The organism is Pseudoalteromonas sp. ABV4_021 (assembly GCF_056159365.1).
This window is the reverse complement of record NZ_JBSWVB010000002.1, coordinates 1480346-1498566: the sequence shown is the minus strand read 5'-3', so window position 1 is coordinate 1498566 and position 18221 is coordinate 1480346. Positions and strand designations below refer to the sequence as shown.

The 18221-nt window shown below is 40.7% G+C and carries 21 protein-coding genes; 4 read left to right on the top strand and 17 right to left on the bottom strand.

Annotation, left to right across the window (positions count from 1 at the left end):
* Positions 1-4: 4 nt before the first annotated feature.
* From ACXAFE_RS20910 to ACXAFE_RS20900, 3 genes are read right to left on the bottom strand one after another with little or no spacing between them, the layout of a single operon-like run.
* The gene (locus ACXAFE_RS20910; RefSeq protein ID WP_475157580.1) at positions 5-802 is read right to left on the bottom strand and encodes an ATP-binding cassette domain-containing protein; all 798 of its coding nucleotides are present in this window, start codon (positions 800-802) and stop codon (positions 5-7) included.
* Positions 795-1787, bottom strand: a complete 993-nt coding sequence (locus tag ACXAFE_RS20905) for an ABC transporter permease (protein WP_475157575.1) — start codon at positions 1785-1787, stop codon at positions 795-797. The genes ACXAFE_RS20910 and ACXAFE_RS20905 overlap by 8 nt, the downstream gene beginning before the upstream one ends.
* A gap of 9 nt (positions 1788-1796) precedes the next feature.
* Positions 1797-2891, bottom strand: a complete 1095-nt coding sequence (locus tag ACXAFE_RS20900; protein WP_475157568.1) for a substrate-binding domain-containing protein — start codon at positions 2889-2891, stop codon at positions 1797-1799.
* Positions 2892-3068: 177 nt separating this feature from the next.
* Between ACXAFE_RS20900 and ACXAFE_RS20895 the strand changes: the two genes are divergently transcribed.
* Complete coding sequence (locus ACXAFE_RS20895) at positions 3069-4262, top strand: ROK family transcriptional regulator (protein WP_475157563.1); 1194 nt, start codon at positions 3069-3071, stop codon at positions 4260-4262.
* 68 nt (positions 4263-4330) lie between these two features.
* Here the strand turns inward: ACXAFE_RS20895 and ACXAFE_RS20890 are convergent, their stop codons facing one another.
* The 6 genes from ACXAFE_RS20890 to ACXAFE_RS20865 all read right to left on the bottom strand — a co-directional run bounded on the left by ACXAFE_RS20890 (position 4331) and on the right by ACXAFE_RS20865 (position 10477).
* Positions 4331-4492 carry a hypothetical protein gene (locus ACXAFE_RS20890; RefSeq protein ID WP_475157559.1) on the bottom strand — a complete coding sequence of 54 codons (162 nt, stop codon included), beginning with the start codon at positions 4490-4492 and terminating at the stop codon, positions 4331-4333.
* 187 nt (positions 4493-4679) lie between these two features.
* On the bottom strand, positions 4680-6797 hold the full coding sequence (locus ACXAFE_RS20885) for a methyl-accepting chemotaxis protein (protein WP_475157557.1): 2118 nt from the start codon (positions 6795-6797) through the stop codon (positions 4680-4682).
* Positions 6798-6981: 184 nt separating this feature from the next.
* Positions 6982-7992, bottom strand: coding sequence for a tetratricopeptide repeat protein (locus ACXAFE_RS20880; RefSeq protein ID WP_475157552.1), 1011 nt, complete (start codon positions 7990-7992; stop codon positions 6982-6984).
* Between the two features lie 71 nt (positions 7993-8063).
* Complete coding sequence (locus ACXAFE_RS20875; protein ID WP_475157549.1) at positions 8064-8540, bottom strand: hypothetical protein; 477 nt, start codon at positions 8538-8540, stop codon at positions 8064-8066.
* A complete protein-coding gene (locus tag ACXAFE_RS20870; protein WP_475157546.1) occupies positions 8540-9226 on the bottom strand; it encodes a hypothetical protein in 687 nt (228 codons plus the stop codon). The genes ACXAFE_RS20875 and ACXAFE_RS20870 overlap by 1 nt, the downstream gene beginning before the upstream one ends.
* A gap of 402 nt (positions 9227-9628) precedes the next feature.
* Positions 9629-10477, bottom strand: a complete 849-nt coding sequence (locus tag ACXAFE_RS20865) for a LysR family transcriptional regulator (protein WP_475157541.1) — start codon at positions 10475-10477, stop codon at positions 9629-9631.
* A 119-nt stretch (positions 10478-10596) separates the two neighbouring features.
* Between ACXAFE_RS20865 and ACXAFE_RS20860 the strand changes: the two genes are divergently transcribed.
* On the top strand, positions 10597-11292 hold the full coding sequence (locus tag ACXAFE_RS20860) for an FMN-dependent NADH-azoreductase (protein WP_475157538.1): 696 nt from the start codon (positions 10597-10599) through the stop codon (positions 11290-11292).
* A complete protein-coding gene (locus ACXAFE_RS20855) occupies positions 11276-11746 on the top strand; it encodes a nucleoside deaminase (RefSeq protein ID WP_475157533.1) in 471 nt (156 codons plus the stop codon). The genes ACXAFE_RS20860 and ACXAFE_RS20855 overlap by 17 nt, the downstream gene beginning before the upstream one ends.
* 73 nt (positions 11747-11819) lie before the next feature.
* On the opposite strand, the gene ACXAFE_RS20850 is transcribed toward ACXAFE_RS20855, so the two are convergent.
* The 8 genes from ACXAFE_RS20850 to ACXAFE_RS20815 all read right to left on the bottom strand — a co-directional run bounded on the left by ACXAFE_RS20850 (position 11820) and on the right by ACXAFE_RS20815 (position 16654).
* Entirely contained in the window at positions 11820-12425 is a 606-nt protein-coding gene (locus ACXAFE_RS20850; protein WP_475157530.1) for a DUF998 domain-containing protein, read from the bottom strand.
* A 66-nt stretch (positions 12426-12491) separates the two neighbouring features.
* A complete protein-coding gene (locus ACXAFE_RS20845; protein WP_475157525.1) occupies positions 12492-12830 on the bottom strand; it encodes a GNAT family N-acetyltransferase in 339 nt (112 codons plus the stop codon).
* A 22-nt stretch (positions 12831-12852) separates the two neighbouring features.
* The gene (locus ACXAFE_RS20840; RefSeq protein ID WP_475157521.1) at positions 12853-13122 is read right to left on the bottom strand and encodes a hypothetical protein; all 270 of its coding nucleotides are present in this window, start codon (positions 13120-13122) and stop codon (positions 12853-12855) included.
* 38 nt (positions 13123-13160) lie between these two features.
* Complete coding sequence (locus ACXAFE_RS20835) at positions 13161-14018, bottom strand: alpha/beta fold hydrolase (RefSeq protein ID WP_475157516.1); 858 nt, start codon at positions 14016-14018, stop codon at positions 13161-13163.
* A 319-nt stretch (positions 14019-14337) separates the two neighbouring features.
* Complete coding sequence (locus ACXAFE_RS20830) at positions 14338-14691, bottom strand: 2OG-Fe(II) oxygenase (protein ID WP_336436042.1); 354 nt, start codon at positions 14689-14691, stop codon at positions 14338-14340.
* Positions 14692-15252 carry a GNAT family N-acetyltransferase gene (locus tag ACXAFE_RS20825; protein WP_475157510.1) on the bottom strand — a complete coding sequence of 187 codons (561 nt, stop codon included), beginning with the start codon at positions 15250-15252 and terminating at the stop codon, positions 14692-14694. It lies immediately after the preceding gene.
* 105 nt (positions 15253-15357) lie between these two features.
* Entirely contained in the window at positions 15358-15672 is a 315-nt protein-coding gene (locus ACXAFE_RS20820) for a hypothetical protein (protein ID WP_475157507.1), read from the bottom strand.
* Between the two features lie 187 nt (positions 15673-15859).
* The gene (locus ACXAFE_RS20815) at positions 15860-16654 is read right to left on the bottom strand and encodes a polysaccharide deacetylase family protein (RefSeq protein WP_475157503.1); all 795 of its coding nucleotides are present in this window, start codon (positions 16652-16654) and stop codon (positions 15860-15862) included.
* Between the two features lie 253 nt (positions 16655-16907).
* Here ACXAFE_RS20815 and ACXAFE_RS20810 point away from each other — a divergent pair, with 253 nt between their 5' ends.
* Positions 16908-17789: a class II glutamine amidotransferase gene (locus ACXAFE_RS20810; protein ID WP_475157498.1), complete on the top strand. Its 882-nt coding sequence runs from the start codon at positions 16908-16910 to the stop codon at positions 17787-17789.
* The last annotated feature ends 432 nt before the right edge of the window (positions 17790-18221 follow it).

Sequence of the window (18221 nt, the reverse complement as noted above, 5' to 3'; positions counted from 1 at the left end):
CACGCTAAGCAACCTTAGACGTAGTAACGTCGAGTGCTGTTTTTGCGCCCGTGATTAAACTGACTAAGTCTTCTTTCGTGACATCTGAAACAGATACATCAGCGACAGATTGCCCTTGATATAGCACTACTGCCCTATCGCAGGTATCAATCACATGCTGCATATTGTGACTAATCAGAAGCACTGCCACCCCTTGCGAGCTAATCACATTAATGAGTTCATTTACCTGAGCACTTTGCTCAACACCTAGGGCCGCGGTCGGTTCATCCATAATCACAATGTCAGCACCCCAATTGACCGCTCTAGCAATAGCAACCGCTTGCCTTTGCCCCCCTGAGAGTGATTGAATTTGCGCCTGAAAACTTGGAATACGACTATTTAAGCGATTAATCGCTTTTTTGGCGCGCTTTTCCATGGCTTTTTTATCAAGCCAACCAAGCGCACGTAATAGCGGGTTTTTATGCTTTATTTCACGATTCAAAAATAGGTTATCGGCAATATTAAACTCTGGCACCATGGCGAGATCTTGAAACACCGTTTCAATACCCGCATCACGCGCTTGCTCTGGGTTGGTTATCTGTACGGCTTTATCATTTACCAAAATACTGCCGCTGTCGGGCGCGTGAATACCTGAAATACAGCGCACCAATGTTGATTTACCTGCGCCGTTATCACCTAGCAAACCCACTACTTCACCTTTGTTGATTTTAAAGCTGACATTTTTAAGCGCAGTTACCGCGCCAAAGCTCTTTTGAATGTCTTTTAATTCCAGTGCAACTTGATCTAATGCTGTTCTAACCATTTTTAATCTCCTTAACACCTATCGCCACGGCAACAATTAGTATTAGGCCTCGCGCTATCATTTGTTCATTGGTCGAAAAGCCAGATAAAATCAAACCGTTATTAATTAAGCCCATTAACCAAGAGCCAAGTACCGCGCCTATAATACAAGCGCGCCCGCCAAATAAACTGGTGCCACCAATGGCAACTGCAGCAATCACGGTAAGCAAATCTGCCTCGCCTAATGTGTAACGCGCGCCATGTAAGCGACCCGCATATAAAAGCCCAGCGAGCGCAGCTGCCATTGATGAAATGACTAAGGCATAAATACGAATACGCGTTACCTTAATGCCCATAGCAAGCGCCGCTTTAGGGCTACCGCCAACCGCCAAAAGATGTCTGCCAAAGGCCAGTTTGGTTAATGCAACATAGCCGATAGCTGCAATAATAACCGTCCATATTAATAACGATGGAATGCCAAATAGTTCGCCTGCGCCAAAAAATCCGGTGAAGCTACTATTAATAATGGGTACCGATTCTAAATTGGTAAACTGACGCGCGAGCCCAGTGATAACGCCCATTGTGCCAAGCGTGATTAATAAAGACGAAACCTGTAATCGCTCTATTAAGAAGCCGTTCACTAAACCGACAAACAAACCTACGCAAAGCGCACCAAGTACCGCCAATGGTATACCGGTATACTGCAACAAAACCGCACCGACTAAGGCTGATAATGCAACCACGGCGCCAATAGATAAATCGATATGACCCACAGCAAGCGCAAATGTTAAGCCAACAGCCATCACGGTAATCGGTGCTGTTTGACGAATAATATTCATAAAATTAGTCAAACTAAAAAATGCTGTGTCATGCAATACTACGGCGAAAAGCAATAACACCGCGACGAAAATATAGTAGATAAATAGTTCACGCTTAAAGGCGTATTTAGCGAAAAATTCGGCAATGCGCGATTTTGTCTCTATGGTAGTTAAGTCACTGGCACTCATTATTTTTCCTTATTGTTTTAGTGCAAGGTCAAGCATTTTAGGCAATGGCGCTTTAAATGCTTGTTGCCAAATATTAGCAATATTGTCTTTCGTAACAGCGTCATATGGCACCAAAGTAAAGTGCGGTGCAGGTAGGTCTAATGTTGCTAATGCACCTAACTTAGCCATCGTTGCGCCAATAACATAAGGCCTATCGGATATGGTTGCGAGCATGTTGCGCTGCATCGCCATATCGAGCAAATTATTAACGCCAAGGTCGTGTGTTACTACTTTAATATCGCGATTACCAAATGAACGCAGTGCTTCAATTACACCTTCTGCTGCGGCATCCCAAGATACATAAATCACATCTAGATCAGGATGTTGCAAAATCATTGCCGCGGCGATGGCACTTGTTTCATGCTCTTTAACGAAGCCTTTTTCTACCACGATTTTATGACCCGGTAAGTTTGCAACTTGTTTACGAAATGCGCTATCGCGATTATTGGTAATAAAGTACTTTGCATCGTGAAAAATCATGCCTATTTTGGCGTTCTCACCAAATGCGTTTTGAATACTTGTTGCTGCGGCTTTGCCCATGCCAAACATATCGTCGGTAACAATGCCAACATACTCTTTGCCGTGACGAAACCCTGGTATTGGGTTGCTTAACAGTACTAACTCCGCGCCAGCATTGATGGCTTTTTGATAACTTTGCTTGGTGCTTGTGCCATCAACACTAAGTGATAACAAAATGTTAGGTTTTAACGCGGTGATATTTTCAAGGTCAGCAACTTGTTTCGCCGGATCAAACTGTGCATCAGTACTGGCAACCACTTTAATGCCAAGCGCTTCAAAGGTATCGCTTGCACCGCGCGACACTGCGCTTATCCAAGGGCTTGCACCATGCCAAGCCATTGCAGCTGTTAGCGATTTTTGTTTAATCTCTTGGGCTTGCTGTTTGCTTATCGTAATTGATTTTGCTTGTTTAGCCTGTTGCCAATCGATATTTTGTTCAGCAGCATAAGTTGGCATGGCGAAAGAGATGAGTAATCCTGCTGTTATTGGGATTAGTTTTTGTAATTTCCTAATATTTCGCCAAATTGGCTGTCCTTGCTCTTTCATTTTTGAATTCTTTTTATACAATGGATTGTGTTATATTTATGCAAACGGTTAATTATGTCAAATGTTTTGACTAATTAATTCTGGCGAAAAATACCAGTTAATAATTGCACATCCATCATTACTCAATATATCATCGTTTAAACTTCTGAATTTTGGGATAAAAGCAGGACATTTCTTTTGAAAGGATCAAACGCAAAGCAAAATAAAGCGCTTAATTTACGCTTAGCCCTGTCCCAAATTGTTGCTTTGGGTCCAATATCCCGCGTTGAGATCGCTCGAAACACTAATTTAACCAAGCAAACAATTACCAATATGGTCGAAACCTTATTGGAACATGATCTGGTGTCTGAGGTTGGCATAAAAAAAGCCGAAGGTGCCGGCAAACCCTCAAAAATGCTCTGTTTTAATGAGAAAGCAGCGTATTCGATTGCCATTCGCATTATGGAAAATGAGTTGTTTGTTGGCATGTTTAAACTCAATGGCGACTGCATCAATAGCTTAACTACACTATTTTTACCTGATGAGCTGGTAAGTAAAGCCACTTATTTAGTTAACACCTTAGTTAATATTGAAAATATCGATAGTAGCAAGGTGCTTGCTGTAGGTCTTGCCATGCAAGATAGCAATAACTTTGCCCTAGATGCGCACAAAGTAGCAAAAGAAACGCAAAAAGCCCTTGCCGAAAGCCTAAATTTGCCCGTTGCGTTAGAAAGTACCGCATCGGCGTGTGCCGCATACCAAATGTTGTTTGGTGAAGCTCAAACGCTACAAAGTTTTGTTTATGTACATATAGGCAATCGAGTTGAATCATCTGTTGTTTATAACCGCGACATACTGCTTGGTCAAAACGGCCTAACAGGTGCGCTAGGCGATATATTTGTTACTCCCGAAACGGATAACGATACTGGCGAACTCGGCCGTTTAAATGACTTTTCATCGCTTAATTCGCTAAAAGCGGCGCTCAATATTGATAATCAAAAGCACGATGATTTTTTGGCGAATTTAACTGCCGATAATAAGCTTCTTGAAAGTTGGGTTAATCGTGCGGAAGAACCAATGCGCATCGCTATTCATACAATAGAGTCTATTTTTAATAGCCAAACGATTATTTTAGGCGGCGATATAAACGAATGGTTACTCGATACCTTAATCAAGCAGCTTCGCCCTTACATTCCAAGCATTGCACAATATGGCGAGCGTCAAGTTATCCGCTTAATTAAAACCCCAGAAGTTAGCCAAATAACGCAAAAAGGCATCGCTACGTTACCACTTTATGCAGCATTAGGCTTTGAGAACCATCATATTCTTTACTGCCCAACGGCTCTTCAAGCAACGCCTTTGCAGGCGCTTATTTACGCATTAGACGCATAAAAAAACACTTGCTGGTTGAAGGCAAGTGCTTTTATGGTTGAGATACTGTAACTGTAAAATTATAAATGTTATTTATGACGAATTAAGTATGTCGCTAATGCTGCAACTGAGCCGATAACTACTGCACTTGCCATACCTGCACTCACTAATGTGCCAATGGTTAGGCCTAATGCAAAAATTGCGATACCACCCTCTACAAGGTGTGAAACGTCAAAATCGAATGTTGTCATGGTCTTAATCCTGTTGTGTTGATGGGTTTAATATAGGCAGATATGTGAACTGAAAATTGGCTTTGTGCTTAGCGGTAAATTTAAGTGATAATTGGTAAATGCAGAGGATAAAGCGTTGTATAGGGTTAAAAATAAAAAAGGCGCTAATTTATTCATTAACGCCTTTTCACTCAAATACCAAAGCGTGTTAAGTTTTTAATTGTCCAAGTTGTTTGTGTTTCTCTTCAACTAAATGTGTTAGTTGTTGCGCCGCTTGTTCAACAGTATCGGCCAACTGCGACAGTTCCGCTGCAGCATCTGAAATACCGGTCATATTAGCACTTAAATCTTCAGTTACCGCACTTTGCTCTTCCGCTGCTGTAGCAATCTGCGTTACCTCATTAGAAATTAGGGCAAGCTCATCAACCATTTCTCCCATTTGTGATGCTGCTTTAGCACAGTGCGCCATCGCATCGCTGGCTTGCGATACTGATTTTTCGATAATTGATTCAGATGTGCCAACCTCACTTTGTAAGTTATCGATCAATTGACTAATTTCGTTAGTTGATTCTTGTGTTTTTGATGCAAGCGAGCGAACTTCATCTGCAACAACCGCAAAGCCACGCCCCTGTTCACCGGCACGCGCAGCTTCAATCGCCGCATTTAGCGCCAGTAAGTTGGTTTGCTCAGCGATCGAGCGGATCACATCAAGAATATGCGTAATATCATTACTGCGCTGAGCCACCGCAACAATTGATTCTTTTGCACTGCTAACATATTCAGTCATGGTTTCAACCGAGTGAGATGCCGCAACAATACCTTGTTCGCTCTCTTTTACCTTTAAATTGGTATTGTTTGTGGTCATCGCAGCACTCTCTGATGAGCGAGCGACTTCGCTTGCAGTCGCACTCAATTCATTAATCGCGGTAACAACACTATCTATTTCCATATGTTGCATATTTACTTTGGCTTTTATTTCCTGCGCAGCCTGTGATGTGTTCGCTGATTGACTAAATGAGCTATCCGCCAACTCTTTTAAGCCATCAACCATGGTTCGCAGTTTTTGCGTAAACATATTAAAGCCAGCCGCCAGCGAGATTAGTTCTTCGTGTTGCGTAACCGTTAAGTTCACGGTTAAATCACCTTCACTGCTTGCTAAGTTTTCAATGCGTTGTTTTATATCGGTAATTGGCTGGATAATAGTGCGTAAAATGACGATTGAAATCGCAATTGCAATTACCGATACCAAAATACCAATAAACATCATAGTGCGGCCCACAGACGCGGTTGCCTCAGCCTGACTTTCTGCTAGTGCTACCGCATTGGCAAGTGCGACGTTTTTAGGTAATTCTAAAATTAAGCTCCAAGTAGTGTTAGCCGCTTTAATATTGATTGGCATAGAAAAAACCAAATTCTCACCAATCTCAATGTTATCTTGGCGCTTGCGTATTGCCATAATGTTTGTTGCATCGCCATTGGTGAGGGATTCGCTTAACGGGCGCGCCAGCTTTTTATAATGACTTGAGCCCACAACTAAACCAATATCACTTAAAATAGTCACTTTGGCTTGCCCATTGTAGAGGCTTTGCGAAATGCTCTCGGTAAGTGATTGGAATTTAGGTAAATTAATATCACTGCCTACCAAACCAATAAATTTGTTATTACTAATGATTGGCACAGTCAGCGAGGTCATCAATTCCGATTTACCGGGTTCAATTTCATAAAGATACGGCTCCATAATGCATGGCTTGCGCGTATCCATGGCACACAAGTACCACTCACTTTCGCGAAAACCGAACTCATTTTTAGCATGTAAGTATTTTTCGGCAGCGTCTTCAACTTGGTGTTGCAGTAAACTGCCGTCGTTTTCTCGCGTAATGTATATTTCAAGCGTCCCCGAACCTGGTACTGAGTGCGTAAACCCGGTGGTAAATTCACTATCACGTTGGTCATAACCATTCGCTTCAAATTGCGCATAAATAGACGAAATATCAGGGTTTCTAGCAAGGGCGCCACGTGTCATTTGATAGACGCTATCACGTGATAACGGTGAATTTTCAGCGGTGTTTGCTAAGCCACCCGACAAAGTTAATGGAATTTTGTATTCTGTATTGATGTAACCCGCAATCTCGGTGGCATAAAATTGTGTTTTAGCCATTAATTTATCGTTTATTTCGGCAAGTAAGACATCCTGTACTTTAGCGCTTTGCGTATCATTGTTGGTGTTTAATTGAGACCAACTAATAGCAACCAAAGTAATAACCAGCAAAGCCAAAGTTATTGAGATAAACGCTATTAATTTTGTTTTAATTGAGAGGTGATGCATAGATGTAGCGACTCTTTGTTTTTATACTCAGTTAAATATAGTCAAATTACGAGAAAATATGATGACAATAGTCAATTATTATCATGTTTTTCTTTAAACTACCATAACTTACATAGCAATAAGGTTAATAAAGCTATGCTTATCCAATTGCAACAATTTGAATTGATTTTTATATATCGCGTTATTAACCAGCAGCGTTAAAGTTGCAGTTTTTAACTTCAACAAACCATGGGGCCTCAAAACGCGCGGTATTATTTGGCTCTGGCGGCAGATCAAGAGATATTCCCATTGGCGCAGCCAAATGCTTTATGATTAATGTTTTTTCTCGCCGATCTTTAACCTGTAAAAACTGCTCTTCGAGTGAATTTCGCATCTCTTCACTCAGCTCATTATTATTAATAAAAAGATAGTAGGCATTTACCCATTCTAATAGCGCGTTTAACGCAGGGTTCGGAAATGCTTCTGCCTGCTGATAGGTTGGTAAGTATAATCGCTGATAATTCGTTAACTCTTTTTGAATGACAAAGGTAAAAAGTAAATATGTACCAGCTCTAACATTACCCGCTCGTTTGTTTATAGATTGATAATATTCTAAAGCGATTCTAAACCGCTGTTCTGCCTCTATTATTTTCCCTTCATCAAGTGCGATTAGACCTTGGTTGTTACTTATCACCGCCATCATATTGGTATTTTTTGTCGCTTTTGCTAAACGAGCAGAATATTCAAATAATGATTTTGCCCGAGGCAAGTCATTTGCTTGGCGCGCGAGTAAAGCGAGGCTGTTATTTAAGATTAAACGCAGTCGGTCATTTTTTGCATTTTCATAGGAGCATTTAAAGCTTATTTCAGCATCGCGTAAGTAGTTGTTTCTTCTAAGCCAAATACCTAAGGCACTGGTTACTGTTGTAACATGATCAGCAAAGCCGTTAGTATTTTTATACTTAAAAATAGCTTCGACAGATGAAATCAAGTTCTCGAGCTTTCCTAGCGGCAAAGACGCTCTCATTTGTAACAAATGCCATTCGATTTGTTGCTTTTCAGTTAGCTTGTCACTGTGTGCTATTTGTTGAAGAATGCGATAGCTTTCTGACGGTTTTACAGTTAAATAATCCTCAGCCTCTTTTAATCGCTCATCTATTGAATCAGCAAATAAAAAAGGTGAAAAAAATAAAAACAGCAAACAGACTATGCGCAATCGAAGACTCCAAACAGTATTGCGAAAATTACATCAACCTATTTAGGTATAACACATAGCATCAATAAACCTTATAACTCTGGCAAATTATTTTCATAAGGTTTACCAGTAAATTCTGCCATATTTTTACACACGTTTACCGCTACACCTCGTTCTTTGGGGTTTGCCACCGCAATATGGGTGCCATCGTTTAAAACCATGTAAACACGGTATCTCTGAGTTGCAGCTTGAGCAGTCATAGCTCTAAAACCCTTTATTTCTGTGAGATGATAAACACGGTTAAAAACGGTGTATAGGTTGCTCGCCTTAAGTTGAATTGTTTGTGAGCTTAAATTTATACGACAAACATAGCCGCCAAAAACACCAATCCAGCCCAGCCAACAAAAAAAGCCAGATACCCAGATTGGTAAAGACCTAGTTGAGTCAGAACCTAAAACACTTAAGATACCAACGAGTAATAAAAGCAAACTCAGAAGTTTTAATAATAGCTTAGCAATACCGGTGACACGATAAACTGCTTCGTCATGTGATAGCTTTTTAAAGTACATCAAAGCACCCCGTATTTAATCAAACCAGCGAGCACGGTAAAAAAGAAAAACGGCAGTGACAACCTAATGATTGATTTACGATCCCATATTTCAATATACACATCGCTTTCATTACTGAGTGTTTCAGTTTGGTCAAGTGGCGTAATATCAGCAGTCTGCCTATTGTCAAAGCTAAGCGGGGTTTTGTTAGGCCAATTTGAGATGTTTTCTGTTACTGGAAACTTATAGTGCGAAGACAAAAACGCCAACAAAGCGTAGGCATCTTGATAGTCACCAAACACATAGTTTTGCTCTGCAATGGTTATTTGATACGGTCCTTTAGTTCCAAGGCTTGTTAATTCGCATGTTAGAGCACTAAAAGGTGCTATCACACTTCGTTTTTGAAAAAAATGCCAAAGTGATGTTGATAAATAAACTTGTTCGGTGGCGCTATCAAACTCCAATAATCGTTTTCGACCAAATAGCAGCAATGAAATGCTTAAAAAGAAAATAGCCGAAATGATAAAAGCGATTGTGCTTGTTTGATGCAATGCGATTGCCATCACCACACTCGCAATACCGGGCACAAGCGCAACCAATGCAAACAATTTGGAGGTCATTTGACGTCTTGATGGCAAACCAGCATTGCCATTTGCCGTTATTTTTAGCAAGCGTCTAACCAATTTGGGCAGAGTTTGATAATCCATTATTTCAACCATTACAATTGAGACTGTAGACCCTAGTCACAAAGAGAAACAGAGCCAAGCTTAATACCGACAAAGGTTATCACAAACAGTGCGTTAACTGGCTAAAAAGTTACTAAGCGAAATTAAACTACCCTACAAAAACATACGTTAAATTCTTAACTAGCGCGGTAATAACTAAAAATGGCAGCGAAAAAAGTACAATGTTATGCCGACATCAAGTCACTTAACCTGAATTCGGGTTAAAAAGTTAACTAAACATTTGAAATATATGAGCTATGTTGTTTCATACCTTCTAGCTTGATAGTTTTTCTTGGTACAAGGCAAATTTGTGCGTCAATAGCGAGCCTATTGCAAAAAATTTAACGCAGTAATAGGTAAAAGTAGCTGGTAGACAGTAGTTTACTATCTCGAGATCAGGTTACTTAACCACTCACTAAACAAACGGGCCGGAAGCATCGCCAACGCACTTTTATTGGGAATGTAATAACAAAGGTCAGACCTGACAGGCAAAGTAGTAAGCTCACACAATTCTCCACGTGCCACATAACTTTTGGCTAATGTCTGTGAGCAAAACACATACCCGCCATGAGCTATGGCCTGTTGCAGAGCAAAAAGCTCTTGATCGTATTGGGTTAATGCTAAGGTTTGCGTTACACCATTTTGCTTGCACCATTCATTTAATGGCACAGGCGGTAAATCGGGATTTTTCCATTTACAGGTATAAATATGGCTTAACGAGGCTAAGTTGCATTGCTCGCCTAGCGACTTGGCGCGATACACATTAAATACATCACACTGCAAAATATCTTGGCTATTCACAACGCGTTTATCGCCTAAACGAATAGCCACAGCATATTGATTATGCTCAACGTTCTCTCCCGTTGAAATCGCAACCTCAATATCACTGTGCTTTGCGTTGAACTCTGCGAGCGACGGTAACAACACAGAGGCCGCAAATGACGATGTAGTATTTACATTAACCAGCTTACCAATATGGGTGATTTCATCTAACGCCTGTGCAATTGTTTGAAAACCTGAATTGGTGGCCTGTGCTAAACGTTTTCCTAATTCGGTTAATTCTATTTTTCGCGTTTTACGCACAAATAATTGGGTATTTAAACGCGCTTCTAGCTTACTTACATGATGCGAAATTGCGGTTGGCGTTAATGCAAGCTCACTTGCTGCTAGTTTGAAACTGCCATGACGCGCCGCCGCATCAAATGCTTTTAACGCTTGTAACGATACTTGCAAAGCCTAATCCCACTCTTTCTATAGATAAGTTTTACTCATCTATAAATGATATCAAATCGTTTGTCCAAAGCCACCTAGAAACGCATTATTCAACGCACACTTTTACTAAAGGAAACATCATGACCACAATACTACACATAGATTCAAGCGTTAGAGCAGTAGACAACGATAATCCATTACACAACTCACTGTCTAAAAATATTGCTAAAACATTTTTAAACGGCTGGCGAGAGCACAACACAATAGATGAATATATTTACCGTGATGTAGGTGTAAATCCGCCTCACTTTATTTCGCAAGATTGGATTGGCGCCGTGTTTACGCCAAGTGAAAAAAGAACTGCAGCGCAACATCAACAATTACAACTATCAGATACCCTAATTGATGAGCTAACGCGCGCCGATATCATTTTAATGTCAACGCCTATGTACAATTACGGCATGCCAGCACAGTTAAAAGCATGGTTCGACCAAATCATTCGCATCAATAAAACCTTTGATTTTGATTTAGCCCGTGGCGACCAACCACTTAGGCCTTTACTCAGAGGAAAAACCTTAGTGCTGATCACCTCGTGTGGCGAGTTTGGTTTTGGTAAAGGCGAGGTAAACGAAGCGCACTCACATCTCACACCACATATTCAAACTTTATCGAAATATTTAGGGGTAAAAGTAATGTTTGAAATTGCCTCTGAGTATCAAGAATTCAATGATAAAAGGCACCAAGATTCCGTTACCAAAGCGCATCACGATGCAGCCAAGCTGGCAAAGACATTAAGTACGCAACAACAAGAAATACAGCATGCCGGCGCAGTTTAATCAAAGTCACATAAGTGCAATAATTTCGCTCGCAGAGAAAAATGTGGCACAAGCTGGCTTACCTTTTTCAGCCATGATCCTTGATGACAAAGGTGAAATATTAAGTACTGGTGTGAACCAGGAGTCAGAATGTTACGACTGCACTGCTCACGCGGAAATTCAAGCCATTCGAGGTACAACGAAAAAATGTCGCCGCTTGAGTCTTGAAGGCACCACATTAATTGCCTCGGGTGAACCATGCGCACTTTGTTACTTAGCGATGCATGTGGCAAAAATATCGCATATCGTAATTTTAACCGATCGCCATCAAGCAAGCGCATATGGGTTTAACTATCTCGCGAGTTACGACAACATCAATGCACAATTACTCGATAATTTTTCCATAACCTACTTGCAAAACAGTGATGCAATACGCCCATTCGAGCAATATCGAAAGACACTAAATCAAGGTTAAATAAGGCGCATTACGCGCCTTATTTCACTGCAACTTTACAAGAGTTATCGTGATGATTTCACCTAAATTCACATTACCCAAGCTGCAGTGACAACCCAGTTAGCCAAATTAATTGCGCACCATAAGATAATCGCTGATGAATGCCTGGGTTTGTTTGCTGATTAATTGCACGCGTCATAGTCAACAAAAATACAACGGCTGCGACGACCATAATCCAAGAAAACACCTTAAAATGATGTGAAATAACATCACTGGTTGGGCTAAGTGCCACCAGTATTGGCGCCACAAGTAACGACAACAACATTACAATGCCTGCAACTGTGTGTATTTTGCAGTTAAAAGAAGGATTTTCAGTAAAAGGGTCAGCATCCATCGGGAAATAACCCGCAACCCAAGTCGCGAGGCCATGTGCAATAACACACCAGCCAGCACCCGTGACTAGCAAAGGTACATTTGGTAACTGAGTTAAGTACCAGCCAAAAACGCAAAAAAGTAAACCCAATGGGTAATTATTGATACGAGGTGATAGTTTTTCTGTTGGACACCCCGCAGCACCAAGCTCACTGCAGAACTGCTTAGCATGGTTATAACCCGCATAATATCGCCCTGCAATAAACACACCTAACACAATCCAGACCGTTGCAATAAGCCCTGAATAAACTGCCACTTTTTCAAACATAAATCACCTTCCTGTGTTATTTCAGTTCCATTTATTTACACTTTCTAATGTCGTTTTTAAAAAGCGTTATTTGCTATGCGTATTTTGCCAAACCATTGGCACAAAACGAATTCCATTTACACTCATTTCAGAGCCTGTTACCACAAAACCTTGAGACTCATAAAAAGAAACCGCATTTAACGATGCTTTTAAACTTACTTCGTCTGCGTGTGACGTTGCCATTAGCCGTGCAAGTAATGCTTTACCTACGCCAAATGCCTGATACTGGTTATGGACAAACAAGTGCGTTATACCAATTCTGTTAAGTATGAGTTCAGGGATAGCGCTGGATAAATGAAATGATAACAAGGCGGAATTTTTCTTATGTAGTTGTTCTACATCGATAAATTCTAACGCAGTTAGCATGAGATATAGTCCGCTAGGATGATCAGCTACTTAAGTGAATTGGTATTATGTAGTTGCCCTTTCGCATTGCAGCAAAACCAATGAGTTTATTGTTAATAGACGCTTTAACGCTTTGATACTCACTGCGATTGAGCACAGTATTAATGTCTGATTGAATGCTAGCAACATACGCGTTTTGTCCGTTGGATTCTAAATACGGCAAAATCGATTGTTGAGATACATCAAGCACCAATGCCGCCAGACTACTGGCATCACTTTGTGTTGCTGTTTCAAACGTTATTTTCTTAAACACCAATCATCCCTTTTGTGTTTAACCGCATAAAACAATAATTACTCAAGTAGCTGCTTGATACTTTTCACAACAAGGTCGGCATCGGCGATATGAAGGTGATGCTTGTTTGACTTTGAGTACACGATTGCGCTTTGACTCGAAAGCCTCAAAAAGTCGTGTTCAGCGCCTGCGTAAAGCGTATCCATTTTTAGCGCAATTTCATCTGGTATAAAAGGCGGATCGTAGCGTTCATCCGATGCCTTAGCGCGTAACACGATAATCGGTTTATTTGCAAAACCGCCTGACTTAACCAGCGATTGATAGCTTGCGATATGGTCGACATTTTCCGGCACTTTTTTATACATTGGATCACGCACACTTTGCTCAAATTGATAGTAACGCGCTAAGTTTTCATCGTCTGTTTTAAAGCTTTTCGGCCAGCGTGTTGCCATTGTATAAAAGTAACCAAATGGCGGAGGGTCGATAAATACCGCGCCTTTCACCTTGTCTGCATATTGGTTATTAAACGCTGTGATAATATAAGAGGCGTACGAACCACCAGCAAAATAGTATGGTGGTTTAACATTGGCATTGTGCAGCAGCGTGTTAAGGCGTGTCGCCATATCATCAACAGTAAACGGTACTGGGCCTTTTTCACTTTTACCTAACCCTGCACGGTCGTACAAACAAATACTAAAATCGCTGTGCAAGCGTTTTACATTGTCGAGCCAAACACCATCAGAGCCTGGACGACCAAAACCTTGTTCAATTATGAGTGTCGGTTTATCGTTTTCATAACAGGTCAAATACAGCTTAAATCCACCAACATCAAATAATCCTGATTTTGTTGGTTTCAGCTCTTGCGCTATGGCAGTAGCACTCATCGCAAGGGCAAATAACCCGCCAATAATCTTCATGTAAGTTCCCTAAATAACATGTTTTAGTATATTTTTATTAGAGCGTGTTGACCTTTGCTGTCTATTTCTGCAGCAGTTTGTTTGGCATTTAGACGAGGCAGAGCGATTGCGGTGTAGTTAGTTTACATAAATGAGCGATAACACAGTATAAACGCCAAACAAGCGCTGCCTAATAGGTTCAACCCAAAGCGTTTTGTTCTTTGTTGTCGCTTCTTGACTTAGCCCGCTAGGCCTACAAAGCAACGCCTCGATCAAAAAGCTTTGGATTTGAACAGAATTTAGACCACAAAGATCAACACGCTCTAGGCTCACGTGAGCACTACGTATTTCTTATCCAACCAATACTTAATATGTAACGATTACCTTTAATTACTTTAGAAACTCGATGTTCACATGCATCGGGGCGAAAAAATTTAATACGCTCACTGTCGTAAATCGGTGATGCACATATAAACTCACCGCCTTGTTGCGCTTTTTTAAGCACGATATTCAATCGATAATGTTTGCCCGACGCAACGTTATCGGTATGCGCGGGTATTTCACTGCCAGTTGGGAATTTCAATAGATAAACATCAAATTTAATTGGCCATACAGCCCCACATAACAGCATTTTATCGTAGCCACTATTTTGCCGCCCACGTTGCCAACGAAAAAGCCGTGTTGTAAACGGCATTTAACAACCAACCTTGCTGTTAACTAGGGACGATGTTGCCTCAAACGCCTGCTGATTTAATTCACTAAGGCACACACTAAACTCAGTGCACGCCAAACTTTGTCCATTCAAGCGTAAAAAATCTGGTTGCGTACTTACAGCTCGAAAAGCAAACTTCTGCAATACGCGCTCTGACGCGGGGTTATTATTAAGTACCTGTGCACGCAATGTAGTTAAATTAAATTGCTGCGCAGCAACTTTTATTAGCTGCGCTACACATAAACTGGCAATACCTTGCGAGGTCATGTTTTTTGCAACGCGATAGCCGATGTACGCTGTGCCACCTGTTACATCTTTTAAATTAGCTCGCGCCACAATGGCATCGTTTTGTATTAATACAGCAGAATAGCCGTGCTTAGCGCGCATTGTAGCTTCAAGCGCAGCAATATGTTTTGAAACGCCAAGATTGGAATAAAAATCGGCGTCTCTTGGTGCAATAAATGATTCAAACCACGCTTTGTTTTCTAGTTCAAAGTCGAGTAACTGCTTACTATGACTGCTATGAAGGGTTTCAAATTTCATAAATCACCTTACTACCGCGCATCTGCTGCCTTATTGCACTTTGTTATGACAATACTCACAACAGCAAAACAATTGTTTTTTGAAAGATGACTTTTATTCAACTAATTAATTGCTGCTTTCGATGGTTAAATACTTGTTTTTACCGAATGAAATGTAATACCAAGCGAAAAACATTGCTTCAATAATATTGTTAGCAAATGTGTTTTTTACAGTGATTTTTGTGCCACTTAATTCACTCAGTTTCACCTCAGCGCTGCTACACCAATCGATTTTTGCTTGAATAACTTGGGTATTCGCAGGCAGCGACACGGTTTGAGTTTTACCTCGTTTAATCACAGCAACTTGTTTACCATCGGCAAATAGTTTGTAATCTCGCGCCATGTCTTGGAACTGTTTAGGTCGGAAAACTTCAATATCCATATTTATCCTTGTCTCACTAAAAACTACAGGTCATTAGCAAAAGAGCTAAAAGTAATTACCTAAAGACCTATTTTTGCTAATTTTTTTAGAACTTTAACAAGAAAAAAACGTATTTACTATCGATTCACCAAGGTTACGTTATGCGCTTGAAAAGAGGACTCAAGCGCTATTAGGTTTAAAGTAACAATTATCGAGTACGTTTTTGCTGAATATACTGATTTACCTCAGCAACGGGTGCTAACCAAAAGCCGTTTTTAGGATCTTTTAAATATACGATTAACTGATCTAATGCCTTGCTATCGATAGTGTAAAGCGCTCTATCACCAACTTCGTGACCGGCAAGTACTATCCACGCGTCATCAAATTTCGCCCGCTCGATAATCGCCTTTATTTCTTCAAACGATTTATTATCAATATCAAACGCGCGGATTTGTGCAGCATCATAATAATGCGGGTCATTTGCCGTTTCATCATTCCACGTTCTGCCATATTCAAATGACTTAGCGATCAGCGGCACATAGCTTTGTACCGATTCACCGCGACCGACAAATTTATGACCACACGGATAGGCATAACCCACAGGCGCCGCACCTGTAATTTGCTCAATTTGCTGTTGCGCTGTTTGAATATCTTTTTCGATAAATGGCAAATCGACTTGTTCTAGCCCTTTGTTCTTTTCCCGTAACCAGCGAAAATTGCCCGTACATAAATGGCTAGCACTGTGATTCGCAATTTCATGCCCCGCTTTAGCGGCGGCTTGCCACTTAGCTTCTTTGCCTTTCATTTGCACTGGCATCAAGTAAAACGTGCCCTTAACGTTATGTTTATCTAAAATTGGCAGCCCAACATCAGCTTGGGAGCGGCGCGCATCGTCAAAGCTCAAACTAATCGCATGCTGCGAGTTATTGGGGTAAAAATCATCAGCAACTGACGCGAAACTCGATAACGTTACACAAATTGCAAAAGAAGAAATAAGTCGCATAAAACACACTATAAAACGAATAAGTTAGACACAAACTAACCAGCCATTTTAGTAAATACAAGTGAAAAAAATTTGTATAAACTGAGTTTTAAACACCATATTTTAATGCCCTTAAACACCGTAAAAACAATCTTTTAGCCTTTTCCCGTCACGTTTACTGTAAATAACAGATAATCAGTGGTTAACCGTGCATATTTTTGTATGAAATTTTTAAAAATCGCCTATAGTGTAAAAAATTTTTTTGGATAAATTTATGTGTCGTTTTATTGCGTATAAAGGTGAAGAAGTCACTTTAAACGATATTGTTATTTCGCCAACGAATTCGCTTATTGAACAAAGTAAAGACGCGAAAAAGCGTAGAAAGCCGCTCAATGGCGATGGATTTGGCTTAAGTTGGTACCCAACTCACAACGATCCTTTTCCTGCGCGATTTGTCAGCATTGAGCCTGCGTGGAGCAATCAAAACTTGCAACAAATTGCGAGCAAAGTGCGCAGCCAGTGCTTTTTTGCCCATGTTCGTGACGCATCTGTTGGTATGCCTGTCTCGCAAGCAAATTGCCACCCATTCAATTATCAAAAATACACCTTTATGCATAATGGCCGCCTCGACCAATTCGCAAAATTTAGGCGCAATTTACTTAATCAGTTATCAAATCGCGCATTTGATTTAGTGAAGGGAAACACCGATTCTGAGTGCATTTTTGCCCTCTTTCTCGACACCATTGAATTTGCTGATAGTTTGTCGACTGATGATCTAACTCAGGCGCTAAATCATGTCATTGAGAAAATTATTCAAATAAGACGCGAAGCAGATGCAAACACCAATGCATTTATTAACTTAGCAGTGAGTGATAGCACCTCTATGGTCGCCACGCGTTTTGCAACCGACCGCGAGAGCCAACCCGCTTCATTGTTTTATGGTCAAGGTAAATTGGCAATTGTAGCAGGCAAAGACTTTAGTTTAAACGGAAATTCAGCGCAAAATACGGTAATCATTAGCTCAGAGCCTTTAACGAGTGAACTGCTTACAAGTAATAAAAGCGATTGGATTAAAGTAGCGCGTAATCACGCGGTGATTGTTGACGCACTCAATCAGGTTGTCACCCAAGCAATTCCAATCGATTACCAAACATAGCTAAGTAAATACTGAGATAGCTGTAGTCACTTATAGCTATCTCGTGAGTTTATTGATATTAAAGTCAAAAAGTAGCGATAAGCACATTCGTCCCTGAATTTTATCTCACATCATCCATGATGCGCTCTTGTTCATTTTTGTTACACGACAAAAACGAACCAAAAAACGTGCCCCTAAATCAAACTAATCTTCAAACATCATTTAAATGTGAACATAAACGCTATGAAGCGGCATCCATGCCTTAGCATAGCTTGCTCCACCGCTTTCCCCCTGTTTCGCATTATTCATTTTAATGATGCTTTCAGGTTTGATTAAAGGGGTGACGAAAGACCGACAAAAATATATGGAATATTTTTGAACAGCGGAGCTGGTCCGAAGGGTGAAAGGCAGGAAGCCTAGAATCATCTATGCTTCGCAGCTTGAAGAAGTGAG